Genomic DNA, 17,351 nt, shown 5'->3' with positions numbered 1-17,351 from the left:
AAGTATGACGATTGACGAGATACTAAAACAGGTTTGGGGATATGACGAATTCCGGCCCTTGCAGCGAGACATAGTGACGTCCGTTTTGGAGGGGCACGATGTGCTGGCTTTAATGCCGACGGGTGGCGGAAAGTCTCTGTGTTTTCAGGTTCCGGCTTTGGCCCGGGAAGGCCTCTGTTTGGTTATTTCGCCATTAATTGCCCTAATGAAAGATCAGGTCGAGAATCTTCGCAAACGGGGCATTAATGCTCAGGCAGTGTTTTCGGGCATGAGTTACCGTCAGATTGATCATACACTGGATGCCTGCATTTATAATGACGTCAAGTTTCTCTATGTTTCGCCCGAACGCCTTCGCACGGAGCTATTCAGGGTACGGGCTAAAATGATGAAGATTAACCTCATCGCTGTCGATGAAGCCCATTGCGTCTCCGCCTGGGGGTATGATTTTCGTCCGCCCTATCTCCAAATCGCCGAGTTCCGGGAGATGTTTCCAAACGTTCCGCTGATCGCCTTAACCGCCACGGCCACGCGGGAAGTAAAGGCCGATATTATTCAAAAACTGACTTTGAAGAACGAGCGGGTTTTTCAGCAGAGCTTTGCCCGCCCTAATTTATCGTATTCGGTGATTATGACGGAAGATAAGGAAGTGCGACTGAAGAAAATTCTGGACAATGTGTCTGGAAGTTCCGTTATCTACGTTCGCAATCGCCGCCGGACGCAGTTGATCGCCAATGAGTTAATGCGACAGGGAATTTCGGCAACCTTTTACCATGCAGGCTTAAGTACGTCAGATCGGCATACGCGACAGGATGCCTGGGTAAAGGGTCGGGTACGGGTAATGGTGGCGACAAATGCCTTCGGAATGGGAATCGACAAGCCCGAAGTACGTACGGTTATTCACGTCGATTTACCGGATACGTTGGAAGCTTATTTTCAGGAAGCAGGCCGGGCTGGACGCGATGGGGAAAAGGCCTATGCCGTAGCTTTAGTAGCTCCTGCGGATGGGAAAGAACTCATCAAGCAAGTCGAACAGCAATACCCTGACCTGGATTTTGTGCGGCGGGTGTATCAGTGCCTGGCTAACTACTTCCGGCTGGCCATTGGCGTGGGTGAGGGCAGTAGCTATGATTTTGATTTAACTGATTTTCAGTCTACGTTCGGACTGGCCACGACAGATACATATTATGCTCTAAAACTGTTGGAAAGCGAAGGATTTATTCAGATGAGCGAATCCTACAATAATCCTTCACGCTTACATTTTCTGATTAACAGTCGGGAGTTATACGATTTCCAGGTTCGGAACGAACGCTTTGATGCCTTTACCAAGCTGTTACTTCGGATGTACGGCGGTGGTATTTTCACTGATTATGTAATCATTTCGGAAACCGCTATTGCCAAGGTATTTCTGGTAACCGAAGCCGAAGTACGAAACCTGCTGTATCGGCTGGCAGAAATGAACATTATTGAATACGATCCTCAAAAAACGAAGCCTCAACTCACGTTTTTAACGGCTCGTTATGACGCAGCGGCTTTACCACTTTCCAAAAAGGATATTGCGGCCCGAAAAGATCGGGACTTAGATAAGGTACATTCCGTTATTAATTACGCTTACCATACCAACCGTTGCCGAACCCAGGTTTTACTGGAATATTTCGATGAAAAAACGGATTACGAATGCGGCATTTGCGATCATTGCCTGGCCCGAAAGAAAGCCCGGCAAGCTAGAACGGGAGATTCGCAGGAAAAACAAAGAATTCTCGACTATTTAGCCAACGGAGCCATTACAATTCAGCAATTAGTCAGTCACTTCGCTCCTAAAAACGAAAATGGATTTCTGTTAACCGTTCGTGAATTGGTTAGTGATGAACTCATTGGCTATGACGCTTTGGGTAATTTGTATCTAAAATAAAAACGAGGCCGTTCATAAACGGCCTCGTTTTTATAGATGCTTTTTCCTGAGTTATAAATCTAAGGTATAAGCAATTCCTAGGTTAAACTGAATGAACTTTGAACCAAAGGTATCACCCCCTAAATCACGAGCTTCTTTTTTGTTCAGTAGTAGATTATAATCTCCTTCCAGAAAAACAGCCAGATTTTGTGGGAGCTTATACTGAACCCCCATCTTAGGAGCAAAGCCAAAAAATGATTCAGACTCCGATTGCTTATTGACCGAAACGCTTGCTAAGTATAAGCCTGCTTTCAACCCTACATAAGGCCGAAGCGGACCATCGATAAAAAAATATTCGATTTTGGGTGTAAATGGAATTAACCTCTCCTTAACCGTGTAAGTGCCGGCCCAGCCATAATCCAGCGTAGCTTTTGAGGTCAATAAGCTCGCCTCCAACCCCGCTGCCAGGTTGGGTGAAAGGAAATACCGGGCCTGTATTCCTCCGCCGAAACTGTTTTTGGCCCCCGCTTCTTTAGGGGTAGGAATTGCATAGGCACCATGCACGCCTACCTGTAACTGAGCCTGTACATGTTGAATGCTCACTGAAAATAGAAATAGAGCAACTACTTTCGAAAAAAACTTCATAAAGAAAGATAAAGATTGGTTGACGGAAGTATGTACGAAAAAGTATTAATCAGAGGATAGAAAAATATAGAAATCATCATTTTCACCTGTAGCTGACGTAAGCCTTGATCTGTACTTAATAGAAAATATTCTTTTGGTTAAATGCAACACTAAACTCCTTCTTAGCGTCTTTAGCCAGTGCCTGATACAATAGATAAGAAATTATTAACACATTTTAACGAATCTTTTAGTTAATAAACTAATATATTCGTTTCAAATAACGAGTACGCTGTCCTTCACAACCTATCCTTTCCGCATGCGACACCTTCTACTGAGTGCCTGCTTCATTCTTTGTGCCTGTATGGTTGAAGCTCAAACCCGATTATCCATCAAGGGGCGAGCCGTAGATACCACCAGCACAGCCCTGCCTTTTACCACCGTTATGTTATTAACGCCCAAAGATTCGGCTCTGGTGAGTTATGCCCGGGCGGATGAAAATGGTCGTTTTGAATTAAAAAATGCCAAACGTGGCACGTACCTTCTGAAAATGTCCTACACGGGTTACTTACCCTTTCAGACGGAAGTAACTCCCGCCGAAGGAGCCGTAACGGATTTAGGTGATTTGAAAATGAAGCCTATTTCCAAAGAGCTTTTTGAAGTCGTGGTGAAAACGGCGAAAGCTCCGCTGAATATTCGGGGCGATACGATTGAATATAATGCCAGTTCCTTCAAAGTGCCACCCGGATCAACGGTGGAAGATTTATTACGTCGATTACCCGGCTTTCAGGTCGAGCAGGATGGAAGCATCCGGGCTCAGGGACAGGAAGTAAAACGGGTGACGGTGGATGGAAAAAATTTCTTCGGCGGCGATCCCAAGACGGCTACCAAGAACCTGAATGCCGAAGCTATTGATAAAGTGCAGGTCTATACCAGCAAAACCGAGCAGGCAAAAGCCACCGGTATTGACGATGGCAAGAAGGAAAAAACGGTGAACCTGGCTTTGAAAGAAGAATTCAAAAAAGGCGGATTTGGTAAAATTAAAGCTGGTGTAGGTACTGACCAGCGGGTAGATGTGCGGGGAAACTATAATAAATTCAACGATAAGCAGCAGTTCGCTGTCGTGGCTTCGGGCAATAACATCAATCAGTCGGGAATGTCCTGGGATGATCGTCAGGATTTTTATGGTAGCTCGCTGTTCCGCTGGGATGAAACCGATTTTGGTTTTGGGGGCGGTATCACCAGTGGTGGTAACAGCGGTGATGGAATCATCATGCAGGGGGGGAACATTATCATTATGAACGGCGGCGGCGGTAGTGACCGTGGTTTTAATAACACGTATTCGGGTGGGGTTAACTATAACTTCGAAACTAAAAAGCGGAAGTTTACGTCGAATTATTACTTCAACCAGCGTCGCAATTGGACCAATCAAATCATTAACCGCCAGAGTATTTTGTCGGATAACGCCTTTGAAACCGACAGCCGTTCCAACGAACATACCCAGAATGATAACCACAAAGTTCAGATACGTTACGAAGATAATCTGGATTCGCTTAATACGCTGATCGTCCTGGCAAACGGAACGATTAACAATTCTTCTTACTCACAGGACTTATCGCAGCAAAACCGTCGTTCGGCTACGCAGTTAACCAACCGAACTACTCAGGATAATGGGAACTCAGCCCTGACGTTGAATCTTTCCGGCTCGGTCTTGTACCGCCGGAAGTTCAAAACCAAAGGCAAGAGCTTCGCTGCCAGTGTTTCTTATCTATTAAATAACGGTAATTCGGATGCCGAACAGCGTTCGCTGAACGAGTTCTTTGACCCGACCACGGGTACACCTTTATTTTCCCGCCAACTCAGTCTGCTTAATGCCAACCGCAACCGTCAGAATCAGATTCGTAGCAGTTTATCATACGTACAGCCCATTAGTAAGCGGGTATTCTGGGAGAGTTTCTACAACTTCGGTGTTCGTAGTGATAAAGTAGACCGTGACGTGTTTAACCAATTGGAAGGAAATCTTCGTAATGATTCTCTGAGCCGTTATTACACGAACCAAATTATGCATAACCGGGCGGGTTCGGGGCTTCGTTATAATTACAAAGGCACCAATATCAGTGCAGGGTTTGCGGCTATCAATATGAATATCGCTGGTAAATTTTCAGCCGATCAGAGCTCTCCGAACGTCATGGAAGTCAACCGGAATTATACCATCGTGGTGCCGGGTGTAAGTTTCAATATGGACATGAAAAACAATCGTTACTTATACGCCGAGTACGCCGGAAACGTGGAGCAGCCTTCCATTCGGGATTTGCAGCCGATTATCGACTACTCGAATCCTTTGTATATCTCGCAGGGAAATCCTAATTTGAAACCAACGGTCAACCATGAAGCCTACGCGGGATATCAGTATTTTAATCCTTCTTCGTTTACACGGTTCTTTGGCAATATCAATTACAACTATGCAGTAAATCAAGTCGTTTACAACCAGACCATTGATTCCCTGCTGGTCACCAGAACCCGCCCAGCTAACGTATCGGGAGGACAGCGATTTGGAACGTATCTGAGTGTAGGTTTTCCGCTCAAGAAGAATAAGGCCAACATCAGTTTCAACACCAATATTAACTTTAATCGTAATTATACCCTGATTAACGATATAGAAAACCGGACGAATAACAATAGCTATAACTGGGGTACGAATCTGGAATTAACGCCAAGCGAGAAGTTTACGTTCTACGGGAATGCCAACTGGAGTTATAGCAATGTGAGGTATTCAATTAATACTACCCAGAATCAAAAAATCTGGAATCAGAGTTATAGCGGTCAGATGAACGTAAAACTGCCCTGGGAGGCGTACTTCAATGCTACGTTTGACTACCGGCTTTATAAGAATGATCGCTTCGGTTTAAATCAGAACATTCCGATTCTGAATCTGGCGGTATATAAGTTACTGGGTAAGGCTAAGAAGTCAGAAGTACGTCTTTCGGCATATGACTTGTTCCGCAGAAACTTGGGTATTACGCAGGGAGCTTCGGGTAAACTACTTCACGCAGACGCGGGTGGAAACGATTACCCGTTATTTCATGCTAAGCTACACTTACAACATGCGGGGTGTGAAGGCGAATATGCGTCGCAATAATGGATTTTAATCAGATTACACATTAACCAAATCTGTCGATGAAAAAGAAATTACTGGTTGTATTCGGTTGGCTCATGGTCATGTGTACGTATGCACAGGCTCAGGAACTGGAGGGAACCGTGACTTACGAGCGAAATACGAGTTATACGAAAATGGTCGCTAAACTCCCTTATTTGAGTCAGGAAGAAAAAGATCGGGCGAAGATGATGTGGGGGAATGAAGAGGGGGATAAGCAGAAAATGAAATTGACGTTTACACCCGATCAAAGCCTCTACACCTACATCGGAGAACAAGGGGAGACGGATGACGGTCGATGGTCCTGGCGGCAGTCTGATTACGTTATTCAGCGAAATTTCGAAAAGCAAACCTTAACAGAGCTTCAGGAATTTGCGGGTAAAACCCTATATCATTCAGGATTCCCTAAAGGCCCCCAAGTGGAAAGTGTTGAACCAGTTGAAAGACATCGCGGGCCACATTTGCATGAAGGCAGAAACGGAAGACCTTGTGAAAAACCAGAAGATTATTGCCTGGTTTGCCGACGATATTCCTGTATCAGTAGGCCCTGAGCGGATGTACGGTTTACCCGGAATTATTCTGGAACTGGATTATAACGACGGCGTGAGTGTGATCACGGCTACTAAAGTCGAAATGAAGAAAGTCGATCCTAAAGAGCTGGTTTTACCGAAAATGAAAGGGAAGAAAATCAATATGGCCGATCACGATCGCATCATTAAAGAGCATATCAAAGACAGCATAGGAGCCAGGCGAAATCCTTACTGGGGAGTTAACCTGTGGAATTAAGTCAGTAAATTCAGTTAAGGATACAAAAAGAGCAAAGCCATTTGACTTTGCTCTTTTTCGTAATTATTCGATTTCTACCACGACTCCATCGCTGAGCGGGTGTGCCACGCAGGTTAACACAAAACCCGAGGCAATTTCCTGAGGGGTAAGACCGTCTTCTTCGTCCATCATTACTTTTCCCGACTGACAACGACCCATGCAGGCCGTGCACATACCCGCCTGACAGGAATAGGGTAGGTCAATATCCATTTCAAGGCCCGCTTCCAGAATGGTCTGGTGTGGTTTTACCTCTACTTTATATTCCGCTCCTTCGTAAATAATAGTTACTTCGCGAGCTTTGAGTTTGCTGTCATCTTCCTCTTCTACCACTTCGCCATGGGTGTCTTTTGAAGGTGCAAAACTTTCTTTATGTACTTGTTCTTTGGGGACTTTCAGAATCGTTAAGGCGTTCTGAACTTCTTCCATCATACCGTCGGGGCCACAGAGGTAATACTCCGCAGCGGGAACTTTAATACCCGTTTCATCGAGTAGACGAATGGCCGCCTGCTGATTGATACGACCCGTACGTTCAGACCAGCTTTTGGGCTGACTTAAGATGTGAATTACTTCCAGACGGTTGCCGTATTCTTCCTGTAACTGCGAAAGCTGATCGCGGAAGATGATATTCGTTTCGGTGCGACTGCCGTAAAAAAGCGTAACCTTCGCCTGAGGCTCGGCGGGTAATGCTGTTTTTAGCATTGACATCAAAGGCGTTACGCCACTGCCTGCTCCGAAAAAGACTAAATGACGTCCTTTGTCGCCACCCCCAAAAGAAAACAACGATTTACTTTTAGCAGGCTTCGGTTCATAGACGAAATGACCCATGGGCTCCATGACTTCGATGACATCACCCGCTTTTACGTGATCGTTGAGGTAATTCGAAACCTGTCCGTTAGGCAGTCGCTTCACCGTCACCGCAATGGACGCATCTTTCGTTGGGGAGCTGGACATCGAGTAAGCCCGGCGAAGTTTCTTTCCTTCAACGGTTACGATTAACGTCAGGAATTGACCAGCCTTGTATGCAATGGTTGCATGCGGCGGATGCCAGAAATGTATGGTAACGGTATCTTCCGTTTCACGAACGACTTCTTTAACCGTTAAATGAAAATACTTGCTCATTGTATCGGATCATAACCAGGGCTTTTACTGGTTATTAATAAGGAAAAAAGACTAAATCGGATGCTTTCCTCAGGAAAGTGTTACAAAGGTAAGAGAGCCTACGAAAAAACCCGTCCATCCGGGACGGGTTTAGAAGTTTACAGTTCTTGGTTTACGGTCTTCAGTTGAAAATGTAAACGTTTTGTTGTTTTGAGTTAATGAATCGTAGTAAAACTCTGTAACCCTAAACTCAAAACATAATAACTTTATTTATAGCTAGGGCAGCCGCAGCCTTTGTTTTTCTTTTTGAACAATCCCCACATAAATCCTTTTTTCTTGCGATAGGATTTGCGTCGGCGGGCACTGGCCTGTTCCATCTGAACCGTCGTACCGGATGAATAGGTAGATGCCGAGGCGTATTCGGGTAACACCATGGCTCCAATCAAGAGAGTGAGAAGAAGCTTTTTCATCAGATTGTCTAGTTTATAAAGTATTAACGCAAGTTACGCCTGTTTATTTCTTATTGTCGTTTTGAGTTGTCAGTTGGAAAGAGAAAACCCATAAAGATAAGAGAGATAGTGGGAAAGGGAATCGTAGCCCCGGAGGGGTTCCATATGGATAGCCCCGGATGATAATCCGGGGGGAATGCCGGAATTGGCCCCGGTCTGGATGGACCCTCCGCCCTGGCTGGTGTCTTCACCAGCCAGTCTGCTAAAGAATAATGGTTGTGAGGACACTAGCCACGGCAGCTATAATTTAGCTCAAAACTTCAAATCTATTCGCTCAAAAGCTTTTTCTTGAGGTAATCCGAGGCTTTTTCGAAGGCGTCTTTGGTAGCTTTTTCGTCATAGATCGGGTTACTGGGGTTGGCGAAGGCGTGGTCGGCATCATACATATTGATGTCAATTTGTTTGCCTGCCATTTTCATGTTTTTCTCAAACTGTTCTACAAGGGTAGGGGGAATGCCCTTATCCTTTGAACCAAAAAAGCCAATCACGTCCGTTTTCAACGTTTTCAGTTTGTCGATATCCTGCTCGGGGCGGCCATAATACATCACACAGCCTACGGCTTTAGAACCTTCCAGCATTGCAGATTTCAGGGATAACATTCCACCAAAACACCAGCCAATAGACGCGAATTTGGCCTTCGCCCCGCCGTAATTAATTCCGGCTTTCATGATTGCCTCCAAACGCTCTGGCTTCGCCTGACTCATATATTTACCGGCATCTTCGCGAGCGGTGGCTACTTTCCCGTCATACATATCCAAAGCCAGCACGTTTACCTGACCTTCCAACTCATTATAGAATTTTTCGGCTTCCTGCTTAATGTAATCATTGAGGCCCCACCATTCCTGATATACTAATAGATACTTGTTGGAAGGGTTTTTCGCTTTAATTAAAAACCCGCTGGCCGCCTGACCATCGGGTGCATCCATTTTAATCATTTCACCACCTGCTTTACTGGTGAAGGTAAAAGGCCGGGGTTCGGCGTGCATCGCCTGGAATTCTTTCGTAGAGGCCATCAACTGCATTTCATCAGGACGCATGGCTTCTTTTTTCGTATCGTGACAAGCAGCGTCAGCCTGTTCGCAGCAACTTTGAGCGTAAGAGCTCAATCCACTAGCAACCAAAGTAATGGCAAGGAGTAGCTTTTTCATGCGTTTCTATTTTTAGGAAAGCCCTCGACAACGAGGTGTGTTACTAGTATAAAACTGCTAAGTATAAAAGATGTTCTGTGGGAGTTTGGGGTTTTGGGTTCGATCTTTAGAGTTTGGTATCCCAAAAAAATAGCTGGCAGAAAGGCCAGCTATTTTTTTAAAGTCTGCTACCAGCTTTAGAGCAGACAGCAAGAGTACCATAGTTAATAAGTCAATAAATTTCGATAACCCAAAGTTCTGATGATAACAGAAGTTGGCCGGAAGCAACAGAGGCAGTACCAACTCTAAACACTAAACAAAAAAAACATTACCCTTTTTTCAGCTCAAAAATGGTAATCTCAGGGGGCATACCAACCCGACCAGGGTAACCAATGTAACCGTAGCCTCGGTTTACGTACAATTTCTGATTGCCTTCTTCGTAAAGACCTGCCCATTGCTTATAGCGATATTGAACAGGACTCCAGCGGAAGTACTTGGTTTCTACACCAAATTGCATCCCGTGCGTGTGGCCCGCAAACTGCACGTCTACCTCTGGGAATTGCGTGCGGACCTGAGCATCCCAATGGCTGGGATCGTGGGAAAGTAACAGCTTCACGGGAGCGTCTTCCGTACCCGCAATGGCTTTTTTCAAGTTACCGTACTGAGCAAAACCGCCCGTACCCCAGTTTTGAATACCAATGATGGCCAGCTTTTCGCCATTCATTTCCAGAAAACGATGCTCGTCAAGTAATAAATCGTAGCCCATTTCCTTATGGACCCGTTCGAGATCTAAAAGGTTCTGACGTTTTTCCTGAAGGCTATTCCACTGGGTATAATCGCCATAGTCATGATTACCCAGCGTTGAAAATACGCCCATAGGAGCCTTTACTTTATCAAAAACGTCTTTGTAATCTTTTACCTCGATGGCCCGGTCGTTTACTAAATCACCCGTAAAGAAGACCACATCGGGCTTTTCGCCCATCAACATTTCAATTCCACCTTTGACGGCTGTTTTATTGAAAAAGCTTCCCGAATGGATGTCTGAAATCTGGGCTATCCGTAGTCCGTCGAATTCGCGGGGTAAGTTTTTAAGCACCAGTGGGATGCGACGGATGCGGTAATCGTGAGCACCGGAAACAATTCCGTACGTAAAACCAATTGCCGGAATGGCCGAAGCCGCCAAAGCCGCTTTACTTAAAAACTCCGTTCGGGTAATGGTATCCTTTTGTGGATGCGGCTCAGGAGCGATAACGGCTTGTTGCGTTTCCGAGCTGTCTACGGGCGAAGACGAATTGAAGTGAGCCATAACCCAGCGAAACCCGCGACCCAGATCGTCGAGTAATAAGAAGGGAATCATGAAAATCTTTCCCAGATACCCAATCAGAATATAGCTAAAGAGAAAGCCCCGCAAGAGCCTGAACTTGCCCCAAAAATCGCTACCCAGGGTAACCGAAGTAAGTAACATGAATAAGGCTACTACTGGAAAACTCCAGTATAAAATCCGGGCGAAGCGTTGCCAGCCGGACGAAGCGTGTTGGGTAGCCGTTTTCACGGCTTGAAAGCCATACCAGTCAGCAACCAGCAACACGGCTAATGTTATAAGGAGTGTAAGACTTCTATTCATCGGGAAGTAGTAAGAATCAGTTCTAAAGAGTGAAACAAGCGTACCAGCCGAGATAGTTCAAAAGCCTATATTTTTGGGATGAGCGGTTGGATTGCCGATTGTAGGGTCTATTAATGCTAACCTTATGGTTATGGGCTAGTATGAATTGCCAATAAGGTAACTTTCGGCAACTAGAGATTTTAGCCTAAGAAGCATAAGTAATCTCTCCTTTTTCTTAAATTGAAGCATTATTTAGTACCTAACCATCATCTGTTACTTCAAAGTAGTATAATCAATGGGAATTATTCTGATACCTTTTTTACTATCTACGCTGGTTATAGTAATGTATAGTATCATAAAATCTTTTAAACTAATTAGAGGAAATAAAATCTCGAAAAAGAATATTGCCTATTCCTTAGGTAGTTCTTTAGCAAGTTATTTGATTGTTATTATAAGTTATTGGTATGAAGATCAGGTATGGGTCTTTAGTCCTTATTTTAGAATTCCTATACTTGTCATAATTATTCCTTTTATTGGCTGGAATTCATTGAAAAATAATAAAAATCAAGTTTTAAGCTCGTACTCAAATGTATTGATTCTTAGTGTAGCATTAAATGGGATTATTGGTATATTATTTAATAACATCAGTTTTGGAATTACTGACTTCTTAGGAATAGAAACACATCATTGATTTATTATCATCACCAATATCGAAAGAAGTAGCATTAGAGATGAATATTTGAGTTTTAAGCTTATACTATCCTATATGAAAGGAATACTGAAAATAGCTTTTATAGGTCTTGTACTTTTACCTCTATTGATCTATTTAAATCCATTTGTGTGGTTTTTACGAGCTAAACGCCCTTATTTTCCAAATTTGGAAACAGAACGGCTGCTTCATACTCTAAATAGTAAGTATGGTATTTCTGCAAATGTTTATAATAACGAAGATACGCTCTGGTACTTCAGAGACGTTGAGACAGGCAAGATAAAGGATCTGGAAGGTTATGTATTAACTATAGAAGAAGATAAGGGGAATCTAGATAGTCGTATGATGAAACGGTATTTGAATGAATTTTATAGAAATTTTGTACATCGTAGTTACTATAATTCTTTTACATTAGAATTAAATTCTGGTAAAATTATTTGTGAACTAAGGAAATAATGAATATAATAAAAGCTTATAAGTATCAAATAGTATTGTATCTAATGATACTATTATTTGGGATTCAAAATTATTATTTTAGTGAAAGTAATTTTAGTTATTCGTATTACGAAAATATAGTTTACTGCTTTTTTATAGCTTCAGTAGTCTTAGTTTTTCTATCCATTGGTATACTGATCTCCGAAGTTCTCACTACGTTCGAAAGAGAATCTGTTGTTGGTAAAGAAGTGATCTATTTAATAATCAATATACTTTTATATTACTCGTTAATGGGAACAAGTTTATATCTTTCAACTCAAATAAGATAAATAATCCAGAATCATTTCCCCATAATCTTCTCCCGGTGAGCCAGCCCCCAGTAATGCAGTTCATCCATTAATTTCTCCAGCGAAAGACCGTGTTCAGTAATGGAATATTCTACCGTTGGCGGAAAGGTATCTTTGACTTCCCGGTTAACTAACTGATTTAGCTCTAAAGCCTTTAATTCCTTCGAAAGCGTCTTATCCGTAATTCCCTGTACGTCTCTCGATAATTCCTTAAACCGCCGGGGGCCGGCAGATAAAGCAAATAAGATCAATAACTTCCAGCGACCTTCCAGTGCTTCCAAAGCATCCTTGATGGATAAATAGGTTTTAGGACAAGGGGTTCCGTTGAGCATGTCAAGGTATAAATGTAATGAGTCGTTACTATCCCATCGGATAGTGCTATCCAATAGGATAGTACTATCTAACGGAAAGCGATGATACCTAATTTTAGCCTGTTCTAAAATAACTAGGCATGAAAAAACAATCAAAGCTATTAAAGATGAGTTTGTGGATGGTTCAAATCTTACTGGCAGTTACCCTGATCTGGGCGGCGACAATGAAATGGGTTCAGCCGATCAATCAATTAGCAACCATGTGGCCGTGGACGGGAGACGTATCTCCTGAATTTGTAAAACTGACGGCCTGTATTGATTTGTTAGGAGGACTAGGTTTGATTGTACCAGGTTTATTCCAGACTAAACCTCAGCTTATAGCTTTCACCGCCGCCGGAGTGGTCGCCTTAATGATAAGTGCTATTGTTTTTCACGTGACCAGAGGAGAAATTTCTTCCGTTGGGTTTAATGCCGTTTTTGCTTCATTAGCCCTGTTTGTGGCTTGGGGTCGTTATTTAAAAACCACCTGATGAAATAAGAGGTATTCATAAAACAAAACAGGCGACTGAAAGCCGCCTGTTTGTACTTCTATAAAAAAGAGGGAAGAAAGCATTAAGCAGAAGCAATTTCCATGACCATCCGACCTTCGATAGCTCCTTTTTTCATCTGGTCAAACACTTCATTGATGGATTCAAGCGGCGTTGTGTGAACCGTAGCTTTGACTTTACCTTCGACGGCAAAATCAATGGCTTCCTGCAAATCTTTCCGCGTGCCCACAATAGAACCGCGAACGGTAATACGTTTAAGCACCGTTTCAAAAATAGGTAAATCAAAGCTTCCGGGGGGTAATCCGTTAAGGGCAATCGTTCCTTTGCGGCGGAGAGCTGAAATTCCCTGCCGGAACGCAATGGGAGAGACAGCAGTAACCAGCACGCCGTGCATGCCTCCTGCTTCTTTCTGTAAATATTCACCGGGATCCTGATTCTTGGCATTGACCACTAAGTCGGCTCCAAGGCGTTTGGCTAATTCTAGTTTATCGTCGGCTACATCAATAGCAGCTACGTGCATACCCATGGCTTTAGCGTACTGCACGGCTACGTGCCCCAACCCACCAATGCCCGAAATAGCGACCCATTCACCGGGTTTGGTTTCGGTTTCTTTCAAGCCTTTGTACACCGTTACACCTGCACAGAGAATCGGAGCCATTTCAACGAAATTTACGTGGGAAGGCAGCTTCCCCACGTAACGGGCATCCGCAATGACGTATTCGGCATACCCTCCATCTACGCTATACCCTCCGTTTTGCTGGCTTTCGCAAAGCGTCTCCCAGCCCGTAATGCAATGATCGCAACAGCCGCAGGCACTGTATAACCAGGGGACACCCACGGCATCACCCTCTTTTACATTCTTCACATCCGGTCCCAGAGCAACTACATATCCTACGCCTTCATGGCCAGGAATGAGGGGTAACTTGGGTTTTACGGGCCAGTCGCCGTCAGCAGCGTGCAGATCGGTATGGCAAACGCCACTGGCAATTACTTTGACCAGAATTTCGTTACGACCGGGTCGCCGAACGGGCATTTCTTCGATGGTTAGGGGTTGACCAAAGGCACGAACAACCGCCGCTTTCATAGTAGTAGGTAGCATAAAGAAGGCTGTTTAAAGAATGGTGGAAATCAATAAGAGTACTTAATAACGATCCTCAAAGTAATGAAATAGAGGCTCTTGCCTGGGTCTTCATTTGTATCATAAAAAGGAACGATTCTATCAATTAAACAGAAAGGTAAAGGCCAGAGGAAATAATATTTGGCGACTCTGCGGTATATTCCTTTTAGATGGATTGAAAGATTATCTTTTTACTTCGCAGAATAATTCGAATTGATTGGTGGAAAAGCTCATACATACGCCGGAAGGAAAAGCCCCGTCTGAGGCTCAGGAAACATTTCAGAAGCAACTGCAACGCATTGAAAAACTGCGGGAAGACCTACAAAATCAGGAAGCTTGGGAAGCCATGGCTCGGGAGCGGGTAATGAATGATATCTTACCTTTGGAACAGGAGGTAATCGAAATTCACGTGTTACGGGTGCATGGATTTAATGATGCGTATCATTCCAAAGCGTTTCGTAAAGCTGAAAAAGTGGCTTTGAAGGAATTCATTATCCAGGAATCAGAAGTATTGATTCGAAGATTTGGCCGGGAAGATCTGCGGGCCATCTATAACGAGCATACGGGGCAGAAGAACGTTTCCGAGAAAGACCGTCTGGCGGAGTTAAAAGAACTATTTTCGGAACAATTTGGAATCAGTTTTGAAGGCATTCCCATTAACTCGGAAGAAGAACTTCGGGCTTATGTGGCCGAAGAAATTGGAAAGCAGCAGGCCCGTCAGGACGAAAAACGGCAGAAGCGGGCAGAAAAAAAAGAGAAGAAAAAACAGAAAAAGGCAGTTAGTAATCCAGAATCTGTACCCGTAGCAATGGTGCCGTTACGGAAGCTTTATATGGCTTTAGCTAAACTTTTTCACCCGGATCGGGAGCGGGACGAAGCCTGGCGGGAGTATAAGACAAAGCTAATGCAGCAGGTAACAGAAGCGTATCAGCAGGGGAACTGGTTTGCCTTACTGAAACTGCAAAGTGAACATTCTGAAGCCCAGGAATTGGCGGATATGCCAGAAATGATCAGCTATAATCAGGCATTAAAGAAACAGGCAGATCAGCTACAAAGTCAGTTGAATGACTTAAGAAAGAATGATTTTCACGCTCGCTTCGTAGCCGAACCCCAGCGGATGGATGTCAAGTTTGCCCAGGAAATCAGAAAGCTAAAAACAACTATTAAGCAATTGAAAGATGAGGTCAATCGCAATCGGAACTATGAAAATCTGAAAGACTTTCTTCGTAACTATTACTAAAGAAAACGGGCCGGAATCATTTGATTCCGGCCCGTTTTCTTCGTATTTACTATCCGTGAACCTCAATGGGTTCCCCGGATTTATTATAAAAGTGGAATTCGGTTACACCCAGCGAGCTGTCCTGAACCAAATTAACCCAGGTGCGATACTTCAGCCACCACTTCATTCGGCGAGACGGAAAACCGCTCATGAAGAATGAATACAGATAGGGGTGAAGCATAATTCGCAGCCCTTTTTCATTCTGTTTGCTCAGCACGTAGTCCAGATTCTGTTCCACAATATCCGAAACTGCGATGCTCGCTGTAATCTTTCCCGTTCCGCCGCAGGTTGGACAAACCTCCTGGGTCTGGATGTTAAGCTCAGGCCTTACCCGCTGACGGGTAATTTGCATAAGACCAAATTTAGTAAGTGGCAGAATGGTGAATTTCGAACGATCGAGCTTCATTTCTTCCCGCATCACATCATAAATCTGCTTCTTATTTTCGGGCTTTTTCATGTCAATGAAATCAATGACGATGATACCACCCATATCCCGAAGCCGCAACTGACGGGCAATTTCTTTCGCTGCCTCCATGTTAACATTGACGGCAGTGTCCTCCTGGCTTTCTTCCTGATTGGATTTATTACCGGAGTTTACATCAATGACGTGTAAGGCTTCCGTATGATCGATGATCAGATAACCGCCGCCGGGTAAACTGACGGAACGGCCAAAAAGCATTTTTAATTGCTTCTCAATCCCGAAGTGTTCAAACACCTTGTTTTTTCCCTGATGGAATTTAACAATGTTCTGTTTTTCGGGGGCAATCTGAGTGACATACGAACGTACCTCTTCGTACATTTCTTTATTATCAAGCGTAATACTGTCGAAGTTATCATTCAACATATCCCGCATGATCGACGTGGCCCGGCTCATTTCACCAATGACTTTGTCCCGGGGTTTGGCATCACGAAGAGCTTTCATTCCGGCTTCCCACTTGGCTAGCAAGCTTCGGAGGTCCAGTTCAATCTCTTCGGATTCTTTTCCTTCGGCTACGGTTCGGATAATTACTCCAAAATTGGGAGGCTTAATGCCCTGTACCAGCCGGTGGAGACGTTGCCGTTCCTGTTTGCTGGTAATTTTTTTAGAGATATTAATCGAATGGCCAAAAGGCACTAGCACTAAAAAGCGGCCTGCAATCGAAATATCGCAGGAAAGTCGAGGACCTTTGGTTGAGATGGGTTCTTTGACAACCTGAACCAGAATAGGAGCATTTTTAGCTAAGACCTTGTCAATCTTTCCATGCTTATCTATTTCCGGCTCCATTTCAAAGCCATTTAACATTCCGTCGCTAACTCGTTTGGCAATAACGTCCTTGGTGAACTTATTCAAGGAGTTGATATTATGGCCTAAGTCAAGGTAATGAAGGAAGGCGTCTTTCTCATACCCAATATCTATGAAAGCGGCATTGAGCCCGGTAACCAGTTTTTTAACGGTGCCCAGGTAGATATCGCCCACAGAGAAGTGCTCTTCAGACTCTTCAAAGTGATATTCAACGATTCTTTTGTCCTGCAAAAGAGCGATTCTATCACCTTTGGGAGTCGAATTGATAATTAATTCATTGCTCACAGGTGATGCTCAGAGGGTTAAGGAATAATAGAATACAGCATCATACCTCCTCGAAAATCGGTAGGGCTGAATCTGTTATTCCGATAGAACAGGAATGGGTGGATACACAAAAAGGCTGTAACTCCATCGAGCCAGCCCAGAGAGTGAAAAATGAAAAGCTAAAAAGTGAAAAGTGAAAAACCACTTTTCACTCTTCACCTTTCACTCAATGTT

Annotated in this window: 15 protein-coding genes; 7 read left to right on the top strand and 8 right to left on the bottom strand. The window is 43.9% G+C overall.

Going from position 1 to position 17,351, the window contains the following annotated elements; genetic code table 11:
- The first annotated feature begins 4 nt into the window (after nucleotides 1-4).
- Nucleotides 5-1,909 (top strand): ATP-dependent DNA helicase RecQ, encoded by a 1,905-nt coding sequence (locus QE390_RS06905; RefSeq protein ID WP_307141590.1) that lies wholly within the window; start codon nucleotides 5-7, stop codon nucleotides 1,907-1,909.
- Nucleotides 1,910-1,960: 51 nt separating this feature from the next.
- Here QE390_RS06905 and QE390_RS06900 read toward each other — a convergent pair whose 3' ends face one another.
- Nucleotides 1,961-2,533 carry a porin family protein gene (locus QE390_RS06900; protein WP_307141589.1) on the bottom strand — a complete coding sequence of 191 codons (573 nt, stop codon included), beginning with the start codon at nucleotides 2,531-2,533 and terminating at the stop codon, nucleotides 1,961-1,963.
- A 295-nt stretch (nucleotides 2,534-2,828) separates the two neighbouring features.
- Here QE390_RS06900 and QE390_RS06895 point away from each other — a divergent pair, with 295 nt between their 5' ends.
- Nucleotides 2,829-5,648, top strand: a complete 2,820-nt coding sequence (locus QE390_RS06895) for an outer membrane beta-barrel protein (RefSeq protein ID WP_307141588.1) — start codon at nucleotides 2,829-2,831, stop codon at nucleotides 5,646-5,648.
- A gap of 441 nt (nucleotides 5,649-6,089) precedes the next feature.
- Entirely contained in the window at nucleotides 6,090-6,449 is a 360-nt protein-coding gene (locus QE390_RS06885) for a GLPGLI family protein (protein ID WP_307141587.1), read from the top strand.
- 63 nt (nucleotides 6,450-6,512) lie between these two features.
- On the opposite strand, the gene QE390_RS06880 is transcribed toward QE390_RS06885, so the two are convergent.
- From QE390_RS06880 to QE390_RS06865, 4 genes are all read right to left on the bottom strand, one after another.
- Nucleotides 6,513-7,607, bottom strand: a complete 1,095-nt coding sequence (locus QE390_RS06880; RefSeq protein WP_307141585.1) for a ferredoxin--NADP reductase — start codon at nucleotides 7,605-7,607, stop codon at nucleotides 6,513-6,515.
- Nucleotides 7,608-7,852: 245 nt separating this feature from the next.
- Nucleotides 7,853-8,056 carry a hypothetical protein gene (locus QE390_RS06875; protein ID WP_157830389.1) on the bottom strand — a complete coding sequence of 68 codons (204 nt, stop codon included), beginning with the start codon at nucleotides 8,054-8,056 and terminating at the stop codon, nucleotides 7,853-7,855.
- Nucleotides 8,057-8,361: 305 nt separating this feature from the next.
- Nucleotides 8,362-9,243 (bottom strand): dienelactone hydrolase family protein, encoded by an 882-nt coding sequence (locus QE390_RS06870; RefSeq protein WP_106637491.1) that lies wholly within the window; start codon nucleotides 9,241-9,243, stop codon nucleotides 8,362-8,364.
- Nucleotides 9,244-9,550: 307 nt separating this feature from the next.
- Entirely contained in the window at nucleotides 9,551-10,846 is a 1,296-nt protein-coding gene (locus QE390_RS06865) for a metallophosphoesterase (RefSeq protein ID WP_307141584.1), read from the bottom strand.
- A 274-nt stretch (nucleotides 10,847-11,120) separates the two neighbouring features.
- On the opposite strand from QE390_RS06865, the gene QE390_RS06860 reads away from it, so the two are divergent.
- The gene (locus tag QE390_RS06860; protein WP_307141583.1) at nucleotides 11,121-11,516 is read left to right on the top strand and encodes a hypothetical protein; all 396 of its coding nucleotides are present in this window, start codon (nucleotides 11,121-11,123) and stop codon (nucleotides 11,514-11,516) included.
- A 75-nt stretch (nucleotides 11,517-11,591) separates the two neighbouring features.
- Nucleotides 11,592-11,990, top strand: coding sequence for a hypothetical protein (locus QE390_RS06855; protein WP_307141582.1), 399 nt, complete (start codon nucleotides 11,592-11,594; stop codon nucleotides 11,988-11,990).
- Between the two features lie 319 nt (nucleotides 11,991-12,309).
- Here QE390_RS06855 and QE390_RS06850 read toward each other — a convergent pair whose 3' ends face one another.
- A complete protein-coding gene (locus QE390_RS06850) occupies nucleotides 12,310-12,648 on the bottom strand; it encodes a helix-turn-helix domain-containing protein (protein WP_106637494.1) in 339 nt (112 codons plus the stop codon).
- Between the two features lie 119 nt (nucleotides 12,649-12,767).
- Between QE390_RS06850 and QE390_RS06845 the strand changes: the two genes are divergently transcribed.
- Nucleotides 12,768-13,157 (top strand): DoxX family protein, encoded by a 390-nt coding sequence (locus QE390_RS06845; RefSeq protein ID WP_307141581.1) that lies wholly within the window; start codon nucleotides 12,768-12,770, stop codon nucleotides 13,155-13,157.
- Between the two features lie 82 nt (nucleotides 13,158-13,239).
- Here the strand turns inward: QE390_RS06845 and adhP are convergent, their stop codons facing one another.
- Nucleotides 13,240-14,274, bottom strand: a complete 1,035-nt coding sequence (gene adhP, locus QE390_RS06840; RefSeq protein ID WP_106637496.1) for an alcohol dehydrogenase AdhP — start codon at nucleotides 14,272-14,274, stop codon at nucleotides 13,240-13,242.
- 238 nt (nucleotides 14,275-14,512) lie between these two features.
- On the opposite strand from adhP, the gene QE390_RS06835 reads away from it, so the two are divergent.
- Nucleotides 14,513-15,532 carry a hypothetical protein gene (locus QE390_RS06835; RefSeq protein ID WP_307141580.1) on the top strand — a complete coding sequence of 340 codons (1,020 nt, stop codon included), beginning with the start codon at nucleotides 14,513-14,515 and terminating at the stop codon, nucleotides 15,530-15,532.
- Nucleotides 15,533-15,581: 49 nt separating this feature from the next.
- Here the strand turns inward: QE390_RS06835 and QE390_RS06830 are convergent, their stop codons facing one another.
- A complete protein-coding gene (locus tag QE390_RS06830) occupies nucleotides 15,582-17,138 on the bottom strand; it encodes an Rne/Rng family ribonuclease (RefSeq protein WP_106637498.1) in 1,557 nt (518 codons plus the stop codon).
- Between the last annotated feature and the right edge of the window lie 213 nt (nucleotides 17,139-17,351).

Source organism: Siphonobacter sp. SORGH_AS_1065 (assembly GCF_030818595.1).
Lineage (GTDB): Bacteria > Bacteroidota > Bacteroidia > Cytophagales > Spirosomataceae > Siphonobacter.
The sequence above is the reverse complement of the archived record's forward strand: the minus strand, read 5'-3'. Positions and strand labels throughout refer to the sequence as shown.

Coding starts and splice junctions, on each gene's coding strand:
- QE390_RS06905 (WP_307141590.1), top strand. CDS start 5: ATGACGATTGACGAGATACTAAAACAGGTTTGGGGATATGACGAATTC.
- QE390_RS06855 (WP_307141582.1), top strand. CDS start 11,592: ATGAAAGGAATACTGAAAATAGCTTTTATAGGTCTTGTACTTTTACCT.
- QE390_RS06900 (WP_307141589.1), bottom strand. CDS start 2,533: ATGAAGTTTTTTTCGAAAGTAGTTGCTCTATTTCTATTTTCAGTGAGC.
- QE390_RS06880 (WP_307141585.1), bottom strand. CDS start 7,607: ATGAGCAAGTATTTTCATTTAACGGTTAAAGAAGTCGTTCGTGAAACG.
- adhP (WP_106637496.1), bottom strand. CDS start 14,274: ATGCTACCTACTACTATGAAAGCGGCGGTTGTTCGTGCCTTTGGTCAA.
- QE390_RS06870 (WP_106637491.1), bottom strand. CDS start 9,243: ATGAAAAAGCTACTCCTTGCCATTACTTTGGTTGCTAGTGGATTGAGC.
- QE390_RS06895 (WP_307141588.1), top strand. CDS start 2,829: ATGCGACACCTTCTACTGAGTGCCTGCTTCATTCTTTGTGCCTGTATG.
- QE390_RS06875 (WP_157830389.1), bottom strand. CDS start 8,056: ATGAAAAAGCTTCTTCTCACTCTCTTGATTGGAGCCATGGTGTTACCC.
- QE390_RS06860 (WP_307141583.1), top strand. CDS start 11,121: ATGGGAATTATTCTGATACCTTTTTTACTATCTACGCTGGTTATAGTA.
- QE390_RS06845 (WP_307141581.1), top strand. CDS start 12,768: ATGAAAAAACAATCAAAGCTATTAAAGATGAGTTTGTGGATGGTTCAA.
- QE390_RS06865 (WP_307141584.1), bottom strand. CDS start 10,846: ATGAATAGAAGTCTTACACTCCTTATAACATTAGCCGTGTTGCTGGTT.
- QE390_RS06850 (WP_106637494.1), bottom strand. CDS start 12,648: ATGCTCAACGGAACCCCTTGTCCTAAAACCTATTTATCCATCAAGGAT.